Origin of the sequence: Streptomyces camponoticapitis, from assembly GCF_014646115.1 — a bacterium.
Lineage (GTDB): Bacteria > Actinomycetota > Actinomycetes > Streptomycetales > Streptomycetaceae > Streptomyces > Streptomyces camponoticapitis.
Genome location: NZ_BMMV01000027.1, coordinates 63,165 through 84,854, shown reverse-complemented (window position 1 = coordinate 84,854; position 21,690 = coordinate 63,165). Strand labels below are relative to the sequence as shown.

The 21,690-nt window shown below is 71.6% G+C and carries 17 protein-coding genes; 9 read left to right on the top strand and 8 right to left on the bottom strand.

Going from position 1 to position 21,690, the window contains the following annotated elements; all coding sequences use genetic code 11:
- Nucleotides 1–26: 26 nt before the first annotated feature.
- From IEY79_RS31215 to IEY79_RS31195, 5 genes are all read left to right on the top strand, one after another.
- Complete coding sequence (locus IEY79_RS31215) at nucleotides 27–845, top strand: FHA domain-containing protein (RefSeq protein WP_189111008.1); 819 nt, start codon at nucleotides 27–29, stop codon at nucleotides 843–845.
- A 100-nt stretch (nucleotides 846–945) separates the two neighbouring features.
- Entirely contained in the window at nucleotides 946–2,100 is a 1,155-nt protein-coding gene (locus tag IEY79_RS31210; protein ID WP_189111007.1) for a serine/threonine-protein kinase, read from the top strand.
- Nucleotides 2,097–2,888 (top strand): hypothetical protein, encoded by a 792-nt coding sequence (locus IEY79_RS31205; protein WP_189111006.1) that lies wholly within the window; start codon nucleotides 2,097–2,099, stop codon nucleotides 2,886–2,888. Before IEY79_RS31210 ends, IEY79_RS31205 begins: the two co-directional genes overlap by 4 nt.
- Complete coding sequence (locus IEY79_RS31200) at nucleotides 2,881–5,406, top strand: Hsp70 family protein (RefSeq protein ID WP_189111005.1); 2,526 nt, start codon at nucleotides 2,881–2,883, stop codon at nucleotides 5,404–5,406. The genes IEY79_RS31205 and IEY79_RS31200 overlap by 8 nt, the downstream gene beginning before the upstream one ends.
- A gap of 104 nt (nucleotides 5,407–5,510) precedes the next feature.
- Nucleotides 5,511–6,563, top strand: coding sequence for a hypothetical protein (locus IEY79_RS31195; protein ID WP_189111004.1), 1,053 nt, complete (start codon nucleotides 5,511–5,513; stop codon nucleotides 6,561–6,563).
- A gap of 28 nt (nucleotides 6,564–6,591) precedes the next feature.
- On the opposite strand, the gene IEY79_RS31190 is transcribed toward IEY79_RS31195, so the two are convergent.
- The 4 genes from IEY79_RS31190 to IEY79_RS31175 form a co-directional block, all read right to left on the bottom strand.
- Nucleotides 6,592–6,957 (bottom strand): PH domain-containing protein, encoded by a 366-nt coding sequence (locus tag IEY79_RS31190; RefSeq protein ID WP_189111003.1) that lies wholly within the window; start codon nucleotides 6,955–6,957, stop codon nucleotides 6,592–6,594.
- Between the two features lie 396 nt (nucleotides 6,958–7,353).
- Nucleotides 7,354–8,130 carry an ABC transporter permease gene (locus IEY79_RS31185; RefSeq protein ID WP_189111002.1) on the bottom strand — a complete coding sequence of 259 codons (777 nt, stop codon included), beginning with the start codon at nucleotides 8,128–8,130 and terminating at the stop codon, nucleotides 7,354–7,356.
- Complete coding sequence (locus tag IEY79_RS31180; RefSeq protein ID WP_229701270.1) at nucleotides 8,127–9,647, bottom strand: DUF1349 domain-containing protein; 1,521 nt, start codon at nucleotides 9,645–9,647, stop codon at nucleotides 8,127–8,129. The genes IEY79_RS31185 and IEY79_RS31180 overlap by 4 nt, the downstream gene beginning before the upstream one ends.
- Nucleotides 9,644–10,630, bottom strand: coding sequence for an ABC transporter ATP-binding protein (locus IEY79_RS31175; protein WP_189111001.1), 987 nt, complete (start codon nucleotides 10,628–10,630; stop codon nucleotides 9,644–9,646). Before IEY79_RS31175 ends, IEY79_RS31180 begins: the two co-directional genes overlap by 4 nt.
- Before the next feature lie 168 nt (nucleotides 10,631–10,798).
- Here IEY79_RS31175 and IEY79_RS31170 point away from each other — a divergent pair, with 168 nt between their 5' ends.
- Together IEY79_RS31170 and IEY79_RS31165 are read left to right on the top strand one after the other, a co-directional pair.
- Complete coding sequence (locus IEY79_RS31170) at nucleotides 10,799–11,974, top strand: sensor histidine kinase (protein WP_229701269.1); 1,176 nt, start codon at nucleotides 10,799–10,801, stop codon at nucleotides 11,972–11,974.
- Nucleotides 11,971–12,657, top strand: coding sequence for a response regulator (locus IEY79_RS31165; RefSeq protein ID WP_189110999.1), 687 nt, complete (start codon nucleotides 11,971–11,973; stop codon nucleotides 12,655–12,657). The genes IEY79_RS31170 and IEY79_RS31165 overlap by 4 nt, the downstream gene beginning before the upstream one ends.
- A 69-nt stretch (nucleotides 12,658–12,726) precedes the next feature.
- Here IEY79_RS31165 and IEY79_RS31160 read toward each other — a convergent pair whose 3' ends face one another.
- Nucleotides 12,727–13,740 (bottom strand): alpha/beta fold hydrolase, encoded by a 1,014-nt coding sequence (locus IEY79_RS31160; RefSeq protein WP_229701268.1) that lies wholly within the window; start codon nucleotides 13,738–13,740, stop codon nucleotides 12,727–12,729.
- Between the two features lie 421 nt (nucleotides 13,741–14,161).
- On the opposite strand from IEY79_RS31160, the gene IEY79_RS38105 reads away from it, so the two are divergent.
- The gene (locus IEY79_RS38105) at nucleotides 14,162–17,161 is read left to right on the top strand and encodes a LuxR C-terminal-related transcriptional regulator (protein ID WP_189110997.1); all 3,000 of its coding nucleotides are present in this window, start codon (nucleotides 14,162–14,164) and stop codon (nucleotides 17,159–17,161) included.
- A 590-nt stretch (nucleotides 17,162–17,751) separates the two neighbouring features.
- On the opposite strand, the gene IEY79_RS31150 is transcribed toward IEY79_RS38105, so the two are convergent.
- The 3 genes from IEY79_RS31150 to IEY79_RS31140 form a co-directional block, all read right to left on the bottom strand.
- On the bottom strand, nucleotides 17,752–18,243 hold the full coding sequence (locus tag IEY79_RS31150; RefSeq protein ID WP_229701267.1) for a hypothetical protein: 492 nt from the start codon (nucleotides 18,241–18,243) through the stop codon (nucleotides 17,752–17,754).
- 245 nt (nucleotides 18,244–18,488) lie between these two features.
- The gene (locus tag IEY79_RS31145) at nucleotides 18,489–19,475 is read right to left on the bottom strand and encodes a threonine/serine dehydratase family protein (protein ID WP_189110995.1); all 987 of its coding nucleotides are present in this window, start codon (nucleotides 19,473–19,475) and stop codon (nucleotides 18,489–18,491) included.
- Between the two features lie 237 nt (nucleotides 19,476–19,712).
- On the bottom strand, nucleotides 19,713–20,336 hold the full coding sequence (locus IEY79_RS31140) for a TetR/AcrR family transcriptional regulator (protein ID WP_189110994.1): 624 nt from the start codon (nucleotides 20,334–20,336) through the stop codon (nucleotides 19,713–19,715).
- Nucleotides 20,337–20,460: 124 nt separating this feature from the next.
- Between IEY79_RS31140 and IEY79_RS31135 the strand changes: the two genes are divergently transcribed.
- The gene (locus tag IEY79_RS31135; RefSeq protein ID WP_189110993.1) at nucleotides 20,461–21,564 is read left to right on the top strand and encodes an aldo/keto reductase; all 1,104 of its coding nucleotides are present in this window, start codon (nucleotides 20,461–20,463) and stop codon (nucleotides 21,562–21,564) included.
- The last annotated feature ends 126 nt before the right edge of the window (nucleotides 21,565–21,690 follow it).

Below are 21,690 nucleotides of genomic sequence, written 5' to 3'. Positions count from 1 at the left end.
CCGACCGGCGACTACCGATGATGACCATGGAGGAGAGACGGGTGGTGGGGGTCAAGGGGGCAGCTCTGCGGGTGAGTTCACCGGAGGGCACACAGACCGTCTTCGAGCTGAGCGGCGTGTCGGTCACCGTCGGGCGCGCCGTGCCCGAGCGGGCCCCCGACGTGGGGCTCGGTCCCGACCCGCAGCGCTGGGTCGGACGGCTGCACTGCACCCTCGACTTCGCCGACGGCATGTGGTCGGTGACGGACAACGCGAGCGTCAACGGGACGCTGCTGAGGCACGGCGACACCATAGAGCGGCTCCAGGCGCGCAAGCGCATACAGCACGGGGACACGGTGCTGATCCTGGGCGACATGGACCCCGAAGGGGAGCCGGTCTACTGGGAGTTGACCTTCCTGGACCCGCACACCACCCGTCCGGCGCCGTTCGGCTCGCCGTCCGACGTACGCCACACCGGGCCGTGCCTTCGGTACGACTGGGTCGCCGCCAGGGCGTACCGCAACGAGGACGGCGAGGAGACGCTGATCACCGGACTGCGGCCCCAGGGACACCAGTTGCTGAGGTACATGGCGGGGCGCAGCACAAGCGGTGCGGCCGTCGCCTGTGAACACGCCGAACTCATCACGGCGTTGTGGGGCTCGAACGAGGAGTGGGCGCCGCACCGCTCGTACAGCAGGGCCGACATCGCGGGTGTGGTGCGCGCGGTACGGCGCTGTGTCGAGGCGGATCCGTCGAATCCGAAGATCCTGGAGACGGTGACGGGGATCGGGTACCGGCTCAACGTCCTCGCGGGCGGGGGCAGTACGGGGCAGTCGGCGTCCGGTGAGCGGAAGGACCCCGCATGAGGGCGGCGGCCGTGGGCCGACCGGGGACATCGGGGACGACGAGGGCAACGCGGACCACGGGAACCGAGGCGACTACGGGGGAACAGGGGGAGTTACGGCGATGACACTGCTCGTCAGTGGTGACCGGGTCAGCGACACCCTCGTGATCGACCGCCCGCTGGGTGAGGGGGCGTTCGCCGAGGTCCACCGGGTGCGCCACGAGTACCTCGGCTGGCAGGCGATGAAGCTGTTCAAGCGGGTGGCGTCCCTGGAGGAGACGCGGCGGATGCTGGACGAGGCCCGGCTGCTGTCGACTCTCGGACACCCGAACATCGTGCGGCTCTTCGACGCCAACACCGTGCGTACCCGCGAAGGGCTGCGGGGCTTCTTCACGATGGAGTACGTCGCGGGCGGCAGCCTCGAACGCCTCGCCGCCGCACACAAGTCGATGGTCCCCAGGGATCTCGTCGCCGAGGTGATGACACAGATCGCGAGCGGCCTCGCCGTCGCGCACGCCCAGGACCCGCCGATCGTGCACCGGGACGTGACCCTGGCCAACGTACTGATCGGGTACGACGGTTCGGGCATGCGCGTACGGGTGAGCGACTTCGGGCTGGCCAAGCGCGCCGATCCGTTCACGCATCTCGCCAGCGCCCAGGGGACGTACGCCTTCATGGCACCCGAAGTGATGCGTAACCAGGGCTACTCGTGTGCCAGCGATGTTTGGTCGGTCGGCGTGATCGCGTATCTGCTGCTGACCAACCGCTTCCCGTTCCACGGGGGCGGGGAGGAGTTCTCGTCGTTCTCCTTCGGGCGGTTCAACCGGTCGCTGCTCCCGCCGAGCAGTTACAACGACGAGGTCGACGCGGACCTGGACCGCATCGTCCTCGCCACACTTGAGATCGACCCGCAGAACAGGCCGGCCACGGCCCAGTTCCTCGCGGACGCGCTGCGCGAGCGCGCGGAGTCCATGGCCGGAGCGGCGGCCGAGGCGGCACAGGCGGCGCGGCGCGGGGACGGGGCGACCGGCCCCAACTCCGTTGGCGCCGAGGGCACCTCGTCCGCCGAGCCGCCCAAGGCCTCGACCAAACGTGCCAACAGACCGCCCACGGAACGCGCCAGGCGGCTGGCCGAAGAAGCACTCGCACTGGCCCGCTCGCCGGGGGAACTCGACCGCGCCGCCGACCTCATGGAGGAGGCCGTCAACTTGTCGCCATACCTGCGCGACCTGCATCTTTCCAAGCTCACGCTGTGGCGCCGGGGGGTGATGATGTGAGCGGGCGCATCTCCCGGCTCAGGGAGAACCTGAAGCAGCGTCGGCACCACCGCGCGTTTCGCATCGCGCCGCTGCCGTGGGACGAACCGTCTCGCGAGGAGCTGGAACGGTTGCTCGCGTCGGTGGCGGAGGCGGCGGCGGTAGCGGAGTCGTCGGCGTCGGCTGAGGGTGTGGGGGCGGGGGCGGGGGCGGGGCCCGGGGCTGACGGCGTTGCCGGTTCCGTATCCGCGGATGAGCCGACGGGTTCGGACGGCTCCGGAGAGTCCGCCGATCCTGTCGGCGTTCCCCTGGACGCCAAGGCGCTGGCCGATGCAGCGACGAATCTGTGGCGCGCCCAGCGAAGGCTCAACCGCCAGGGCGAGGCGGCGACTTCGCGCTCGCGGCAGACCAGCCGCTATCTGCGTTCGTGTCGCGAGGCGCTGGACGAGGCGGGTCTGCTTGTGCAGGAACACGAAGGCGACGCGTTCCACACCGGCCTGTCGCTGGAGGCACTGACCTTCCAGGACGATCCCTCGCTGACGGCCGAGACGGTCCTGGAGACCATCAGGCCGACGATCTATCTCAACGGCCGTCGGATCCAGATGGGCCAGGTGATCGTCGGCTGCCCGCCGGCGCCGTCGCTTGCGCCGTCGCCCGAACCCGTTGACGCCGTGCCGGTGCCCGAGGACTCCGTCCCCGAGCCCGAGCCCGCTGCCGCATCCGCCCCCGCATCTGCCTCTGCTCCTGCCCCTGCCTCTGTCTCAGAAGCACCGTCCAGCTCGGACCACGAGAGGACCGATCATGCGTGACACCGTCGACTTCGGTATCGACCTTGGTACGACCAACAGCGCCATCGCCGTCGTCGAGGGCGGCAACGTCTCCGTCATCAAGAACAACGACGGCTGGGACATCACACCCTCGGCGGTGTGGATCCCCAAGGAGGGCAGGGTCCACGTCGGCCGCCAGGCGCGGGACCGTGTGGAGCACGATCCGGCCAATGCCACGGCCGAGTTCAAGCTGGAGATGGGCCTGGCCGACTCGCGGAAGACCTTCGCCAACGCGGGCGCCTCCCTCAGCCCGCCTCAACTGTCGGCTGAGGTCCTCAGGTCGCTCCGCGCGGACGCCGCGCACCACACCGGCACCCCGCCCGAGTCGGCGGTGATCACCGTCCCTGCGGCCTTCGCGCTGAACCAGAACAAGGCGACCATCGAGGCCGCCGAGCTGGCCGGCTTCACCTCCGCGTGCCCGCTGGTGCAGGAGCCGACGGCGGCGGCCTTCGCGTACGGCTTCCAGGACGCCACCGACCGGGCGTACTGGATGGTGTTCGACTTCGGCGGCGGCACCTTCGACGCCGCTCTCGTCAGCAAGCGCGACGGCGACCTGCGGGTGCTCAACCACGCGGGGGACCCGTTCCTCGGCGGGAAGCTGATCGACTGGGCGTTGATCGAGCGGCTGCTGGTGCCCGCCGCTGCCGCCGAGCTGGGGCTCGCGGACATGCGCAGGGACAACCCTCAGTGGCGCGGGAACTTCGCGAAGCTGAAGCGCGCGGCCGAGGACGCGAAGATCCATCTCTCCCGGCGTGACCAGGTCGAGATGATGATCGATCTCAACGACGCCAACGGCAATCCCCTCACCCTCGAACACACGCTGACCCGCGGCGAACTGGACGCGATCGCCGAACCGTTCTACGTCCGCGCGATCAATCTGTGCCGCGACGCGATCGCCGAAGCCGCTCTCGGTCCGGACGACATCGACCGTCTGCTGCTCGTCGGCGGTGTCACGCTCTCCCCCGGGCTGCGCGAACGGCTGGCCGACCCGCGTCATGGCCTCGGCATCGAACTCGACGTCAGCCTCGACCCGACGACGGTCGTCGCCCGTGGCGCGGCGATCTTCGCCAGCACGGTCCGGATCCCGCGGTCGAAGACGGCGCCGGTCCCGGCCGGGCAGTTCGCCGTCGAGCTGTCGTACGAGCCCAGTGTCACCAACCTCCAGCCCACGGTCGGCGGACGGGTCCGCGGCTCGTCGGGGGCGGTTTCGGTGTCGAAATCCGGGTCCGGGTCCGGGTCCGGGTCGGGGATGGACTTCACCGGCTACACGGTGACCGTGAACAATCCGGACGGCCAGCCGCCGTTCCACTCCGGCGCCATCTCGCTGAACGCGGAGGGCGTCTTCATCACCGACGTGGCTCTCACCCCGCACACCACGTCGAAGTTCTTCGTGGAGCTGACCGACCCGTCGGGGGCGCGCTGCGAACTCACCTCCAACACCCTGTCGATCACCCATGGGGACGTGGAGTTCGGTGGCGTACGGCTCGCGCACTCGCTGGGCATCCAGCTCGCCGAGCAGGTCTTCGCTCCGATGCTGCGCAAGGGCGCGACCCTGCCGACGTCGGTGCGTGAGGTGTTCCGTACGTCGGCGGCCCTGCACCGCTCGGACGCCGACGCGGCGATCCGGATCCCGGTCATCCAGGGCGAACGCAGCCGGGCCGACCGTAACCGTGGCGTGGGCCTGCTGGAAATCCGGCCGCGCGACATCCGGATCGATCTGCCGGCGGGCAGCGAGGTCGAGGTGACGGTCGAGGTCGACGCGTCCAGCATGGTCACGGTGATCGCCGATGTGCCTCTGGTGCAGGCGCAGTTCGAGGCCGAGATCAACCTGGACTACATCCGGGCCAAGGACCCCGAGGAACTTCGCGACATCCTGGACGAGGCCGAGGGCCGGCTGGCGGCGCTGCGCGGATTCGTGGCGGACGCGGGCTCGGCCGACGCCGAGCGCCGGCTGGCCAAGCTGGACGAGGAGCGGTCGGTCCGCACGGCCCGCGAGCAGGTGGACGCCTCGGCTGTGGACAACGGCGCCGCGGCCACGGCGGAGGAGCGACTGCGCGACCTGCAGGCCGAGTTGGACGACATCGCGGACGCGGTGGGGCTGCCCGGTCTCGTACGGGACCTGCGGTCGGCGCTCGCCGAGGCCGAGGAGCTCGTGCGTCAGCAGGGCGAGACGGCCGACCGCCAGGAGCTCGCCGCGATCCAGAGCCGGGCGGACGAGGCGATCAACGCACAGGACTCGGTGGCCGTGCGCGGGCTCATCGACCGCACGGGGTCGCTGCTGTTCGAACTGGAGCGGCGAAGCCCCGACTGGTCGGTGAAGCTCTTCTACACGCTTCAGGAGATGCTGCGGGCGTCCGGGCAGGCAGGGCCCCTCATCCAGGAAGGGCACCGGGCCATCGCGGCGAACGACCGGCAGGGTCTGGACGCGGTGAACCAGCGGCTCTACCGGCTGCTCCCCAAGGATGAGCAGGACAAGGTCGTCTGGCTGGGCAGGGCGTGAGCGACATGACTGGTGTGAGTGGTACGAGTGGTGGGGCGCCCGGAGCGCCGGGGGTACCGGGGGCCGGGTCGGCGCACGCGCGGGCTCTCAGCCTTCAACTGACCGTGAACCGTGCGCACTCGGCCGCACGCGCGGGCGACCTCGACCAGGCGGCGCGGCTGCTGGACGAACTGGACACGGGCGGCCACCTGGACGCCTCGCGAGTCAGCTTCGCGAAGACCGGCTCCGGCTCCGGCGGTGATTCGAGGGCTGAGCGGGCGACGGTGGTGGCCGCCCTCAATCTCCGTGCCAAGGTGCATGCCCAGCGCGGCGAGCTGACGGAGGCGGACGCCTGCTGGACCCGGGTGGAGGCGCTCGCGCCCGGTGACCCGGACGCGGCGGCCGGCCGCCGTACGCTCGCGAAGATCGCCACCGGCCGTCGGCACGCCCGCCCGGTCGTCAACACCGGGCGAGTCGCGGTGGTCGCCGCGGCGCTGGCCGCCACGGTGGCGGGGGTCGCGCTCGTCGGCGGCGCCGTCCGGCTGATCTCGGACGGCGAAGACGACGGCGGTCGCGCCTCGGGATCGGTGACCGAGGCGGACACGGGGTCGGAGCGGCTGCGGGCCGAGTCGCAACGCGCCGACGAGCTCAAGGAGCGCCTGGCGGCACTCGAATCCGACAACAAGGCCGACGCGGATCGCCGCGACAGCACGCTCGACGAGGCCGCGGAACGGCTGGCGATGCCGGGTGTCGAGATCCGGCGGCATGCCGACGACATCCAACTGGTCTTCAGTACGGGGGTGTTCCCGTACGACTCCGTGATCAGCCGGGAGGGCGCCACGGCCCTGACGGAGATCGGCCGCAGGCTGGCCGACCTGGGGTCCGGGCCGGGATCCGAATCCGAGGCCGGGCCTGCTGCTGGGGTGGAGACCACGGTGGTGGGCCACTCGGTCGCCGTGCCGGGCGGGGCTCCGAGCGGCGGCTCCGTGGTCGCGCTGGAGCGCGCCCGGGTGGCGGCGCAGTATCTGGCGCAGGACAGCGATCTGCGGCTGACGGACTTCCGGCTGGTCAGCGCCGACCAGCGGCGAGGCCCCTTCCCGGCGACGGAGGCCAACGCACCCCGGAATCGCACCGTGACGCTGCTGATCACCCCGAAGGAGCCCTCTGCCGCCCGTTGACCTACCCCCCCCCGTCCTCGGCCCCTTATTACCGTGCGGCGAACTGCGTGAGGATGGCCTGCACTTCATAGATGTCGACGCCCTTGGTGAAGGTCTTCTGGATCGGCACCGAGGCGCCGGAGAGCCAGATCTTCAACTCCGCGTCGAGATCGAAGGTGCCGGCCGTCTCCACGGCGAAGTGCGTGATGCTCCGGTACGGGATGGAGTGGTACTCGGTCTTCTTGCCGGTTATCCCCTGCTTGTCGATGAGGATCAGCCTCCGGTCGGTGAAGAGGATGCTGTCCCGGATCAACTGGTAGGCGGCATGCACCTGTTCGCCCTGTCCCAGCAGCCGCGCGTAATCCTGCTGGGCGGAGTCCGGATTGATGGTGTGTGCGTTACCGAAAAGCGCCATGAAGTCCCCGATTCATCCAGCTTGCACGATCTTCGTACTGTAGGCCGTGAGGACCGGGGTTGGGGAGAACCCGGTGAGCTCGGACCGACCGACCGACCGCGCGCCGCACGACGAAGTCACCGTGTGTCGTGGTCCCGCGAGGGGCCCGACTCGTCGATCTGGATGTCGCCGTGCTGGGTCTTGAACCGGCATTCACCGATCCGGCCCTCGTAACTGAGCCCCGCCACGGCCGACTTGCCGGAACGAGCAACCCTGCTTCGGTGCCTTGGTCAGCAAGATCCCCCGCAAGTAGCTGACCTGCTTCTCGTCGGCGACTTTCTGGTCGCTCGCACTCTGGACGTGCCGCACGGCCGCACGTCCACGACGGTCTCGCCTCGCCCTCCGCGGACAACCGGGTCACGCGTCGCGGAGTTTGAACACCGTCGCCCCCGCCAGCAGCCCCGCTCCCGCCCAGGCCCCCATCACCGCGAGGCCCGACCAGGGGCCGATCGGCAGGCCCTCCAGGTTCTTGGTGGCCTGTACGGCCAGCCCCGCCGAGGCCGGGGCCCACTCATGTATTCGCTCCTGCCACTTCTCGTCGCCCACCAACTCGACCAATGCCGGTAGCGCGTAGAGGAGCCCGAGCACCGTCGTGATCGCACCGGCCGTGTCCCGGACGACCGCGGCCACACCCAGCGACAGCTGCGCTATCAGGCCCAAGTAGAGGACCGTGCCCACAGCGGCACGCAAGGCCGGCCCCTCGGAGAGGGAGAGCGGCGTCGAGCTGAAGCCGTTGCCCGGCAGGATGAGCCGGCCGACGAGCAGAGAGCCGAGGACGGCGACCGTCCCCGCCGCCAGCGTCGCGCCCGTGACAACGGTTGCCTTGGCGGCGAGAACACGACCCCGCCCGGGGACGGCAGTCAACGTGGAGTGGATGGTCCCGGTCCCGTACTCGCTGCTCATCGCCAGCACCCCGAACGCCGCCACCGCCGCCTGGCCGAGCCAAATTCCGGTGAGGCTGAGCTTGACGGTGTCCTCGTGGCACTCGTCCGGCGACGGACACTGGTCCGTCGACACCGTCCCGGTCGTCACCGCGCCCAGCGCCCACGTCAGCGCGGACACGGCGAACAGCAGCCACCATGTGCTCGGCACCGTACGGAGTTTCGTCCACTCCGCGTGGAGCGCGCCCCTCATGCGTCCCTCCTGCGCAGTCTCCAGACCGCCACTCCAAGGAGGACGACCGCCCAGGCGCACAGCACCGAGAGCCCCTCCCAGGGGCCTTGCGGATAGCAGCCGTTCTCGGGCATGCAGACCGCGTCCACGTGCTCGTAATCCGGCAGCGTCCGCTGCACGGCGAAGCCGGCGAGCGGGGTCAGCCTCATCACCCACTGCGCCGCATCGAGAGGCAGCCCCGAGAGAAGGACGAGCGGCAGGACAAGCGCGACCACCATCAACGTCACGGCCACGGCCGTGTTCCGCAGGATCGCGCCCAGTGCCAGGGCAAGCACGGCGACGGCGGCCAGCAGCACGGCGGTGCCGACAACGGCGCGCAGCACGGGGGCGTCGGTGAGGGCCACGTCGGGATGGAAGAGGGGATTGGGCATACGGTCGCGCAGCTCGGGCTCGCTGAGCAGGAACGACAACGTGGCTCCGACCAGACCGGCCACGAAGGTGACTCCGGCCAGGACGACGGCCTTCGCGACCAGCACCCTGCCCCGGCGCGGACTGGCCGTCAGCGTCGTGAGGATCATGCCGCGCCGGTACTCGGCGGTGATGAACAGCACGCCCAACGCCACCAGCGGGATCAGCCCTATCTGCGCTCCCGCGAGGGACTGCTGCGCGATGTCGACGTCCGGCGTGTAGGGCGCGACGTCGCCCGAGCCCGTCAGTGTCCAGGTGCCGGACTTCTCCGTGGCACTGTCCGGTGTCCCCTTGAGGCCTCCGCCGACGCCCCCACCGACGGTGTCCTGGGGCCAGGCGCCCTGTCCACCGTCCACCGTGACGTGGGCGAAGGCCGCGGTGACCCGCGCGGGACGCCCTCCGACCGAGGTGGAGCCGAACTGTCTCTGCACCATGGTCTCTTCGGGCGTGGCCACGAACAGCCCCGCCTGGACGGTCTCCGGCAGGCCGGCGACTCGCGTCGTACCGGCCTTCGCCCACGTCGAGCCGTCGGCCGACTCGTACGCGGTGAACTCGTCGCCCGAGCGGGTCAGCCGCAGCCAGTGCGGCCGGTCACGGTCGACGGTGCCGCCCGCGGTGTCGTGGGTGAAGTCCGACTGGAGCCGGACTCCGTGCCCGGGGGTGATCATGACCGCCGCATAGGGCGATCCCGCCTTCGTACTCTCCTTGATCACCAATCCGGCCTTCGCCCAGGGCTCGGGCGCGCGTCCCTCCCGGCCGGTGAGTGGGGACACCCGGGCGGTGATACTGCCGTCGCCGCTCAGCGGCTGGTGGACGAAGGGGAAGCTGTCGGAGACGACGCCCCCGTGCGGCCCCACCGGGGGCGCACTGCGGTCTCCGGAGACGCTGCTGCTGCCGCTGAAGGCCGAGAGCAGTGAGACCAGCACCGTGATCACCACGCCGGCGAGCAGCGTCAGGCTCCAGCGGCGCACCGTGCGCAGCTTGGTCCACTCGGCGTGCAGCAACTGGGGGAACCCGTCGCGCGCGGGCGGGAGTTCGGAGCGGTAAGGGGTGATGGTGGGAGCGGTCATGAGCGCGTCCCCTCCGCCTCGTTCGCCGTGGCCGTGGCTGCTTCGGCACCGGGCGCCGTGTCCGCGCCCGCCTCGACCGTGCGGAACTCCGCCGCGTCACGCGTCAGTTCCATATACGCCTCCTCCAGCGTGGCCCGGTGGGCGCCGATCTCCGAGAACGGCACCCCTCCCGTGGTCAGCAGTTCGACGATCCGCTCCGTTGCCAGACCGCTGACGGTGAGCGACTGCGGCCCGTCCGCCGCGACCGTCGCCCCTTCACGGGCCAGCAGCCTCATGGCGTCCGTACGCGCGGACGTGCGCAACGAGACCCGTTCGCCCGAAGCGGCGGCCAGCAACTCGGCGACGGAGGTGTCGGCGATGAGCCGGCCCCGCCCGACGACCACGAGATGGTCGGCGGAGTCCTCCAGCTCGCTCATCAGATGACTGGACACCAGCACCGCGCGTCCCTCGCGTGCGAGCCCGCGCAGAAAGCCACGGATCCACCGGATTCCTTCCGGATCAAGACCGTTGACCGGCTCGTCCAGCACCAGCACCGGGGGATCGCCGAGCAGCGCGGCCGCTATGCCGAGCCGCTGCCGCATGCCCAGCGAGTAGTTCCCCGCCCGGCGCCGGCCCGCCGACGCGAGCCCCACCCGCTCCAGCAGCTCGTCGACGCGGGAGGCCGGAAATCCGTGCGAGTGCGCGAGCCACAGCAGATGGTCCCGGCCCCGCCGACTCGGGTGCACGGCCGCCGCGTCCAGCAGGGCCCCCACCTCGGTCAGCGGCCGACGTAGCGTCGCGTACCGCCGCCCGCCGATCAACGCCTGCCCGGAATCGGGTGCGTCGAGGCCCAGGAGCATACGCATGGTCGTGGACTTCCCCGCGCCGTTGGGCCCGACGAAGCCGGTGACCTGACCCGGCCGCACGGTGAAGGACAGACCGTCGACCGCGACCGTCTGCCCGAACTGCTTTCGCAGCTCCTGAATTTCGATGGTTGCCTGCATGCCCGAAAGGCTAGGGAGCTGGGGTGCCCCGGGTCGTCACGCGACAGAGCGCACTTCGGCACCCCTGGCACGGGGGAGGAACCGCCGCCAGTATCGCTCGCGTGGGGGATGCCAAGAGGGCTGGTCAGGGGGACGCCAACTGGTCTTGGCGCCGGGACAATGGTGGACGTGAGCGAAGAAATCAAGCGCGTGGCGAAGCGGATCGCCGACTCGCCCGACCGGCAGGCGGCGGTCGGGGCGGTGCTCGCCCTGCTCGCGTGCGGGGAGACCGCGGTGCGCGGGGGAAGTATCGACACCGATCTCCCGTTCGCGCTCACGCTCGCCATCAGCACCACAACACCGGTCGGCTTGCTGCGCATGCCGCTGGCCACGGCGGCCACCGTCTGCCTCACGGCCGCGGGTGTGGTCTCGCTCGTGAGTTTCCATGTGCTGACCGTCGCCGGGCTCGTCGCGCAGCTGCTCGCCCTGCGCTGGCTCGCCGGTCGCGGCTCCCGCCGCCTCGCCGTGCTGCTGGTGCTTCCCTATGTCGCGACCGCCCTCGTGGGCCCGCAGATCAACGGGATACGGGTGTACGGGGTGGTGACGGCCGTGCTCGCGGCAGCGGCCGTCGCGGACGGTACGGGTCGTCGTGCGCGCGCCGAGGAGGTGGCCCGCGACGCGACCGAGAGGGCGATGGCGGACACGCTCCACGAGCATGTGGCGCGTGGCGAACGGGCGCGCATCGCACGCGAATTGCACGATGTCGTCGCGCACCACATCTCGATGATCTCCGTGCAGGCGGAGACGGCCCGGCTGACGACTCCCGGCATGCCCGAGGCCGGGGCGAAGCGGCTGCTGGACATAGGTGACACGGCCCGCGCCGCGCTGACCGAGATGCGGCGGTTGCTCGGCGTGCTCCGTGAGGATGCGGGCACCCCGCCCGTCACCCGAAGACCCCAGCCGGGGCTCACGCAGCTCAACGAACTGCTGGACGAGGCGCGTGAGGCGACCGGCGCCGCCACGCGGCTGATCGTCAGCGGCCCGGTGGCCACGCTCGATCCGGGCATCGAGCTCACCACGTACCGCATAGTCCAGGAGGCCCTCACCAATGCCCGCCGGCACGCTCCAGGGGCTGCCGTCGACGTCGAACTGCGCTACTACCCGGAGGTGCTGGAAGTGCGTATCAGGGACAACGGTCCGGGACCGGCGCCCGGGACGGGGGGCCGGTCCCCGGGGCACGGGCTGTTGGGCATGCGCGAGCGCGTCGCAGCGGTCGGGGGCGAGCTCCGCGCGGGCCCGGCGCCCGGTGGCGGGTTCCTGGTGGAGGCGAGGCTGCCGCTCCCGGTGCCGGGGGACGTCCGATGAGCACGAGCATCGTCATCGTGGACGATCACGAGCTGGTGCGGGCCGGCTTCGCCGGACTGCTCACCACACAGAGCGACTTCACGGTGTCCGGCACCGCCTGCGACGGGGCCGAGGGGGTGCGGGTCTGCCGCGAACAGCGCCCCGACGTCGTGCTCATGGACGTCAGGATGCCGGTCATGGACGGCATCGAGGCAACCGGGCGGATCGTGGCCGAGGCAGGGGAGGGGGCGGGTCCGCGCATCATCATCCTGACCACCTTCGACCTGGACGAGCACGTCTACGACGCCCTCGGCGCGGGCGCCAGCGGGTTCCTCCTCAAGGACGTCGCCGCCGAGCGGCTGTTCGACGCGGTGCGGGTGGTCGCGGCGGGGGACGCGCTGCTCGCGCCGGCGATCACCCGCCGTCTCATCGGCGAGTTCGCACGGCAGCGCCGAAAGCCGGCCGCGGCGCCGGCCCCGGCACTCGCGGCACTCACCCCGCGCGAGACGGAGGTGTTGCGCCTGATCGCCGGGGGCCTGTCCAACCCGGAGATCGCGGCGCGGCTGGTCGTCAGCGAGGAGACGGTCAAGTCGCACGTCAGCCGCGTGCTCAACAAGCTCGGCCTGCGTGACCGCACACAGGCGGTGGTCGCGGCGTACGAATCGGGCCTGATCGTGCCGGGCGTCGGTGGACAGGAGGGGTGAGGGACATGGGGGAAAGGAGCGGACCGGGAAGTGGCCGGGGCGCCGACGTGGAGCCGGGCCGATGGCCGGTCAGGCCGGCTGGGGAGCGCCGAATACCTCCGGCTCGCCTGCGTAGGGCAGGCCTTCCAGCGGGCGGTCGGTGCAGAAGCGGGCCATGAGGTCGGCGAAGTCGGCGATGCGTTCCACCGGGGCGAGGTGGTCCGTCTCATCGATGGTCATGAACCGGGCCGACGGCAGGCAGGCGGCCATCGTGCGGCCCATGGCGGGTGTGGTCAGGGTGTCGTGCTCACCGGTGACGACCAGGCTGGGGATGGCGGGGGTCGGCTCGGGGCGGTACCACTCGTGGCGCATCAGCCGGGAGTTGTGTTCCGCGGACATACGCAACTGTTCGGGGCTCTGCGCCGCGATCTGCTGGTAGACGAGCCGGGCGACGGCGGCCTTCTTGCGTACGTGCCCGGTGCCAGGAGGCGACATGAACCGGTCGGCGAGTTCACGGGCGATGGGCTCTGTCTCGCCACGTCGGATCATGCCGTCCCAACGCTCCATGGCCATCGCGTAGTCGGCCGGAATGACGGTGGTCATCCCGACGAGCATCATCCGTTCGAGGAGGTGGGGGTAGTGCTGGGCGAACCGGACGCCGATGGCACCGCCGTAGCAGGCGGCCACCAGGTTGATGCGGGAGACGCGGAGTTCCTGGACGACATGGCGTACCGCGGCGGCAAGGAAGTCGACACCGTATTTGGCGGGCAGGAAGTCGGCGGTCCCATAACCGGGCAGGTCGAGGGTGATGACGGAGCTGAGGGGGGTGAGCCATTTCTCGTGGCGTTGCCACGAGTGGCGGTCCTGGGAGGACCCGCCCAGGATGACGATGGGTTCGGTGTCGAGGCGGCCCTGGCGGGCGATGCGGCAGGTGTAGCGGAACCCGCCGAAGGTCAGGTCGTGTTCGACGATCTCCGTCTCCGTGTGCCGCTCGGCGTCGTCGGTCCTTCCGTCGTCGGTCCCTCCGTCGGTGACCTGGGGCGGGACGGTGAGGTCGGCGTCGGAGGTGGGGGTGCGTGAGCTGGTGATCGCGTCGGTGGGCACAGGCACAGGGTGGCTCCAAGGACAGAGGTGGGGGTGTCGCCGTCCGGCAAGTGGCCCTGAACGTCCCGCAGTGGCGGCACACCGGATCCGGACGCGAGCGAGCAGGAGCATTTCCGCTTCACTGCTCCTACCAACGACCAGAATTCGCCACGAAATCATCTGTGGATGAGTCTTGGGCAGAAAGTGGAACGCAATTAGCCCGTACGAGTTCCAGGAATTCGCGCACATCTGCGCATTGCGGCCGGGTGCCCCACCGTGGCCGGGTAATCCTGCCGGAGGCGGAGCTGGCCGGGTGCTGTCTGTTGTGTGCATGTCGATGCGTGATAGGTAGCGAAGACCGGAGGGAGGTTGTCTGCGATTCCGTGCCTTGACGGGCCGGTACGGCGACCCGTGCGTGACGACCGTGAGGAGTGGGCCTCTCGTGCATGAACAAGCGTGGGAACGGCGATTGACGTCCGCGCTCCCCGGCGCCGGTGCCGGGCAGGAGCCGGCGCTGGTGTTGGTCGAGGGCGACGCCGGTATGGGGAAGAGCAGACTTGTGCACCGTCTGCTGGAGTTGCCGCAGGCGCGGGCGGCGGCGCGGCTCGTGGTGACCTTCCAGGCCTCGGGCGGCTTCGTGGTCGCCGATCCGCTCGGCCCTGAGCCACGCGTCGGCAGTTCGGCGGTGCCCGGGAGACGGCTGAGCGCCTTGGGTAACGGTGCGGGTTCGGGCGGAGCCGTGGCCGCGCAGGGAATTGCGGACGGGGCGCGGTCGCCCGCGAACGAGAGTTGCGAGTCGTGCGACTCGTCAGAACACGCGCCGGCGCCGGACGCGGCTTCGCTCGGGGTAGGGCTCACCGCGTACCAGGCGCTTGAGGCGCTGCTCGCTTCCACCCGTCCCGTGCTGCTCGTCGCCGAGGATCTGCACCACGCGGACGACGACTGTCTGGCCCTGCTGCGCGCTCTGCTGCGGGAGCCGCCGACGCCTTTCGCGGCGGTGCTGACCTACCGACCCGAGCAACTGCCGAGAGCCGGGCTGCCGTTGGGGAGGGCGGTGGATTATCCGGCGCGGTTGTCGGTCGTGCGGTGGCGGCTGGAGCCGTTGGACGAGGGGAGTGTGCGGGGGGTGGCGGGGGAGTTGCTGGGGGCGCGGCGGTGTCCGCAGGAGTTCGTGGCGCGGTTGTGGCAGCGTTGCGGCGGGGTGCCGCAGGTTCTCGTGGACCTGTTGCGGATGGTGCGGGACGCCGCAGCCGACCGGGAACGGGGCCGGGGCGGGGACGCGGGGCGGGCTGGGAGGGAGTGTTTCAGCGCCAGGGACGTGGACGAGGCCGGAGTGCCGGTCCGGCTTGCGGAGTTGGTGCTGGACAGGACCGCCGCGCTGCCCGAGCCGTACCGCCAGATCGTCTGGGCGGCGGCCGTACTGGACGAGCCGGCGGGTGCCGAGGACCTGGCGGCGGTCGCGGGAGTGGGCGGAGACCTCGGCCGTACGGCGCTGATCGCGGCGCTGGAGGGATCGGCGCTGCGGGAGACGAGCAAGGGACGGTACGGATTCGCGGTACCGCTGGCGGCGTCGGCGGTGTACGCGGAGTTGCCGGGCCCGGTGCGGGAGGGGCTGCACGACCGGGCGGCGGGGATGCTGGCCGCGCGGGAGCCGGTGCCGTGGGCGCGTATCGCACGCCACTGGCGCGGCGGCGGCCGTACGGAGGACTGGCTCCGGGCCGCGGAGCACTTGGTGAACGAGGACGAGGCGGCGGTCGCGCTGCTGGAGGAGGCGCTGGACGCGGGTGGCCTACCGCCGGAGAAGCGGGGGCGATTGGCGCTGACGCTCGCCCGCGGCGCGGTGCTCGGGCGCAGGTCGGACGGGACGGCGCGCGTCCTGCGCGGGATCGTGGAGGACCCGGCGCTGCCCGCCGCCGACCGGGGCGAGATACGGCTCGAACTGGGCCTGCTCCTGCACAACCGCAAGAGACGTTTCGAGGAGGGGCGCGAGGAACTGCGCGCGGCGGCGGAGGAGTTGGCCGAGGCCGGACGGCCCGCTCTGGCCGCGCTGGCGATGGCGGCGTTGGCGAACCCGTTCTTCCCCGGCGCCTCCCTTGCCGAGAACGTGGTCTGGCTGGAGCGTGCCGAGGCGGCGGCCGAGGCGTCCGGGGACCACGCGGCCCGCACGGCGACGGCCGCCTGCCGGGCGACCGTGCTGATGAACACCGGCGACCCGGAGGCCTGGCGGCTGGTTGAGCGGCTGCCCCGCGACGGCGTGGACCGTGCCGCCCGTCAGCAGGTGGCGCGGGGACTGTGCAACACGGCGAACGGCGCGGTGTATCTGGGCCACTACCGCCGCGCGGACGAGCTGCTGACGGAGGGCATCGAACTGGCGGCACGGAGCGGGGCGCCGTTCCTGGAGAGGGTGGGGCGGGGTACGGCGCTGTTCCGCGACTGGCTGACCGGCCGCTGGGAGGGCCTGGCCGAACGGTGCACGGGTCTGGTGGCCGAGGACGGCAGCGCGAGTGATGCCCGGGTGGTGCTGGCCCTGCTGGCGCTGGCGAAGGGGGACTGGGCGGCGGTACGGGACTGGCTCCCCAGAGGCGCCTCGCCGGACCCGCCGGACACGTTGTGCGAGACCTGCGAGGCCCCGGTGGCGGCCACGGCGGCCGGCGCCCACATCCGGCTCCTGCTGGCCCGGCAGGACGTGGAGTCCGCCGCCGAAGCCGCGACATCGGCCTGGGCGTGGCTCGGCAGGAAAGGCGTCTGGGTGTGGGCCGCCGAACTGGCTCCCTGGGTGGTGGAGGCCCATACCCGCGCGGGGCAGCGGCAGTCGGCGCAGCGGGTGGTGGCGGAGTTCGCGGCCGGTCTGACCGGGCGGGACGCTCCGTCGGCGACCGCGGCCCTGCTCTGGTGCCGGGCGGTGCTGGCGGAGGCGGACGGCGAGTTGACGGAGGCGCGGGCGCGGTTCCGGCAGGCGGGCGTGGCGTATGCCGGGTTGCCGCACCCGTACGCGCGTGCGCTGATGGCGGAGGGCGCGGGCCGTTGCGCGCTCCTGGGGGGCGGAGACGAAGTGGACGAGGCGGTCGGTGAACTCACGTCCTGCGTGGAGAAGTTGACCGACCTCGGCGCGGTCTGGGACGCGGCGCGGGTACGGGCGACGCTGCGCGCGCACCGCCCCGAGGCGTCTCGGCGGCCCCCCGGCCGTCCCGCGTACGCGGAGCGCATGTCCCCGCGGGAGGGCGAGGTCGCGGAACTGGCGGCGACCGGGCTCACGAATCGCGAGATCGCGGCCACGCTGTATCTCTCACCCCGCACGGTGGAACAGCACGTGGCCCGGGCGATGCGCAAGCTCGGCATCGCCAGCCGGCAGGGCTTGGCGAACGAGGTCTCGCGGGCCCGCCCGTCGTACGGCAACGGCGAGGGGGTGGGTGGGGGAGGCGCGGAGGGCGGCACCACCTGAACCGGCGGCCACCCGCCATGAACGAGCGGGCGAACTGCGCACGCCCGGGGTGCTGGGGGGTGGGGGCGGGCACCACGAGGGGCGGCCCGGTAGGACCGTGGCCGGCCGGGGGCCGGCCTGCCGCCGACCGGTCGGGACCGTAATACCCGAGGGCACGGCCGTCGCCGACCGGCTGGGACCGGGCCGTCGGGTTCGAACGGTCGGCACGGATCTGTCAGGCACGGACCCGTCGCCGACCGGTCGGGGCCGTGGTGATTGGCTGCCCTGCGTACGGTCCCTGGGACCCGGCCCCGGAGCGGGTGGCTCCGACGAGGACCCCCATCGCCCTTCCGCGGCGCCGACGTCGGCCCGGTCGGGGGTGTACAGCCGGGCGACCTCCGTCGCTGTGGGGCAACCCATCGTCGACCGGCCGGGGGCGATGGTGGCTGACCCGCCGTTGACCGGTCGGACCCTGGTGGCTTGCCGTGGGCGACCCACCGTCGACCGCTCAGGACCGCCCCCGGCCCCCAGAAGCCACCCCCCCCAACGAAAAGCGGGCCGACCGTTCTGCTTGGTCGGCCCGCTCGTTCGGGTCGTGGTGGTTCAGGTCGTCAGCTGCACATCGTCGTGCGCATGACGTCCGCCTGGCTTGCCCAGCTCGCGCAGCCCGTGCCCGAGTGGCCGTACCAGTTGTGGCCGAATTCGTGGGCGGCCAGGAGCGCGAAGTCGCCTACGAGGGTGGAGAGTTCGATGCGCTGGCCCGCGCCCCAGTTGCAGCCCACGACGTTGCCGCCGCCGCAGCCCTGGATATAGCCGCCGACACAGGAGACCGGGGTGCCGCTGGAGGCCGTCTCGGTCGCGCTGCCCCAGTAGTTGGCGCCCTGGCGTATCGCGCCTTCACGGCCGCTGCAGGACGAGGTGATGTGGTAGCTCCACGCCGGTACGCGGACGTCCCGCTTGTCGGCACTCACCGGCGGGAGGTTCGAGATGTCGCCGGTCTCGAAGCGGGGGGAGGGGGCGGGGTCGGCGACGGAGGCTTGGGCGGCCTGCGTCACGGCGGCGGGACGGGCGGTGTCAGTGTTCTCGACGGCGTTGGCCGACATGGGGAGCGCGAAGAGAAGGGCGGCCGCTACGGCTGATGCCCCAGCGATTCTTCGGATTGACGAGAGCATGACATATCTCCTTGTGGGGGGAGTGATGCACCGGGCCCGTGGGGTGGGCCCCGTACGTGGGGGGATCGCCAGCAAAGTACGTGCGCCCGCGCCGCCCGCCTATCCGGGTACGCCGACATACGGATACGCAAAGAACCCCCGCCCGTGGTCAGGGCGGGGGTTCAAGGGGGCGTCGCTCAGCGCAGGTTGAAGCGTTCGGCCCAGGAGAAGACGTCCGTGGTGGTCGCGTTGCCACCGCACAGGACCAGGCCCAGGCGCACATCGCCGTCGATGCGTTCCCGTACGAGTCGGGCGGCCGGGAGGAGACAGCCGGCGGCCGGCTCGGCCCAGACCTTCGCGTGGTTCGCGAGGTCGAGGGTGCCCTGGACGGCCTCGGCGTCCGAGACCACCAGTACCTCGCTGACCAGGGCCGACACATGGTCGTAAGTGATCTGCGAGACCGTGGGGGCGCTGAGTGTGGAGACGATCGACGACAGCCGCACCGGCTGCGGGCCCTTCGCGGCCAGCGCCTCCGACATGGCCTGCGCGCCTTCGGTCTCGACGCCCCAGATCCGGACGCCGGGCATACGCGCGTGCAGAGCCGCCGCGACGCCGGAGATCAGCGCGCCGCCGCCGATGCTGACGAGCACATCGGTCAGCCCCTCGCCCTCCTGGCCTCCCGCCGCGCCCGGGGCGTCGTCGGCGAATTCGAGGCCGACCGTGCCCTGGCCCGCCACGACCACCGGGTCGTCGAAGGGGTGGACCAGGCTCAGTCCGTCGGCCTGGAGCTGTGACATGAGTGTGAAGGCGTCGTCCATCGTGTCCGTCAGCCGCACCGTCGCCCCGGCCGCCTCCGCGATCTCGACGGCGCGCGCGGGCGCGGACTTCGGCATCACGACGGTGGCCTTCACGCCCAGCGCGTCGGCCATGACCGCGACGGAGATGGCGTGGTTGCCACCGCTCACCGCCACCACCCCGGCCGCGCGGTCGGCCTCGCTCAGCGAAAGCAGTTTCGCCGTCGCGCCGCGCGCCTTGAAGGAGCCCGTGCGCTGCAACAGCTCCAGCTTCGCGGTGACGGGTACCCCGAGCAGCGCCGACAGTCCGGGGCTCTCGACCGTCGGCGTCCGTACGACGTGTCCGGCGATCAGTCGCGCCGCCGCTTCGATGTCCGAGATGCCGATCACGACACGTACCTCCTGTTGACGCCTGGTTGCTGCCGCCTCAGGAGAGACCGTACAGATCGGCTGCCGCCTGAGCGGGCGGGGGTGCGGTTACGGGTGCGGCCCCCGGCCCCGGCCCCGTAAACGCCCGGCCCCGCCCCGGCCCCGTAAACGCCCGGCCCCGCCCCGGCCCCGCCCCGGCCCCGTGACGCCCGCCCCCGCACCCGGCCCCCCACGCGCAGACGCCTGCCCCCCACCCCCTTACGCGTAGACGCCCGCCCTCGCCGCCGCCGCGGTCGCCTCCGCCGCCCGTACCCCCGCCGCCTCGTCGAGGGGCGCGTCGCTGGTCAGCAGGCGGTAGTACAGCGGCGCCGAGACCGCGCGGATCACCTCGTACGGGTCCGTCCCCTCCGGCAACTCGCCCCGTCGCACCGCCTGTTCGACGCACGGCGCCCACTCGGCCACCCGGATCTCGTAGAAGCGGTGCAGCGCCTCGGCCGTCCTCGCGTCCGTCGTCGCCGCCGCGATCACCGCCTTGAACAGCGCACCCTGTCGCGGGTCGGCCAGCGTGCCGCGTACGAGTTCGGCGTTGGCCCGCAGGTCGCCGAGCAGCGAACCGGTCTCGGTGCGCGGCAGCGACTGCTCCGCCATGTCGCTCAGCAGGTCCGCGACGAGGCCGGCCACCGTCCCCCAGCGCCGGTACACCGTCGACTTGCCGACATCCGCGCGCCGCGCGATGTCGGCGAGGTCGAGGCGGGCGAAGCCGTGTTCGGCGAGAGCGTCCCCGGCGGTGCGGAGCACCGCTGCCCGCACCCGAGCGGTACGGCCTCCGGGACGGACGGTCCCTGGGTCGTCACAGGCATCGTCCTTCTCCTCAGCGCTCATGGGCACGCCGCTCACTCATAACGGGACTCCAGTTTCATTAGTGGCGCTTCTCTGTTACGTTGAGGCCATACTAAAGGGACAGGCGTCCCGTTAAGGCTCTCAGTGTCTCCTGGAGAGGACGATCATGGAGTACAGGCAGTTGGGCGCGTCCGGGCTCAAGGTCCCGGCTCTCAGCTTCGGAGCAGGCACGTTCGGCGGCCAGGGGCCGCTCTTCGGTGCCTGGGGCAACACCGACGCGCAGGAGGCGCGCCGGCTCGTGGACATCTGCCTGGACGCGGGCATCTCGATGTTCGACACGGCCGACGTGTACTCGGCGGGCGCCTCCGAGGAAGTCCTCGGCCAGGCGATCAAGGGGCGCCGCGACGCGGTGCTGCTGTCGACCAAGACGAGCCTGCCGATGGGCGACGGGCCGCAGGACGCGGGTTCCTCCCGCTCGCGGCTGATCCGGGCGACGGAGGACGCGCTGCGCCGGCTCGGCACCGACCATGTCGACCTCTTCCAGATGCACGCGTTCGACGCCGGGACACCCGTCGACGAGGTGCTGTCGGCGCTCGACCAGCTGGTGAGGGCCGGGAAGATCCGTTACGTCGGCGTCTCCAACTTCTCCGGCTGGCAGCTGATGAAGTCGCTGGCCACCGCCGAGCGGCACGGTTACCCGCGCTATGTCGCGCACCAGGTCTACTACTCCCTCGTGGGCCGCGACTACGAGTGGGAGCTGCTGCCCCTCGGTCTCGACCAGGGCGTCGGCGCGATGGTCTGGAGCCCGCTCGGGTGGGGGCGGCTCACCGGCAAGCTGCGTCGTGGCGGGCCGCTGCCCGAGGGCAGCCGTCTGCACCGGACCGCCGACTTCGGGCCGCCCGTGGACGACGACCATCTCTTCCGCGTGATCGACGCCCTCGAAGGAATCGCCGAGGAGACCGGCAGGACCGTTCCCCAGGTGGCCATCAACTGGCTGCTCCGGCGCCCGACGGTCTCCTCCGTCATCATCGGCGCCCGCGACGAGGTGCAACTGCTCCAGAACATCGGCGCCGTCGGGTGGGAGCTGGCGCCCGAGCAGGTGGCCCGGCTCGACGCGGCGAGCGCCAAGGTGGCGCCGTATCCCTACTTCCCGTACGAACGCCAGGAGGGCTTCGCCCGCCTCAACCCCTCACCGCTCAATCCCTCCCCGCTCACCCCTTCACCGCCCAACCCCTCCCCGCTCAACCCCGCACGGCTCGCCCGGCGGTGAGTGTTCCCGCGTGGGCGCGCGGGTCCCGGGTACGAGGGCCAGGTACCGAACATCCCCCCGACAGGGCCGGTCAGCCTCTGCCACTGCCCCACCCCCGCTGTGCGACGGTGACCGGGAGCAACGGAC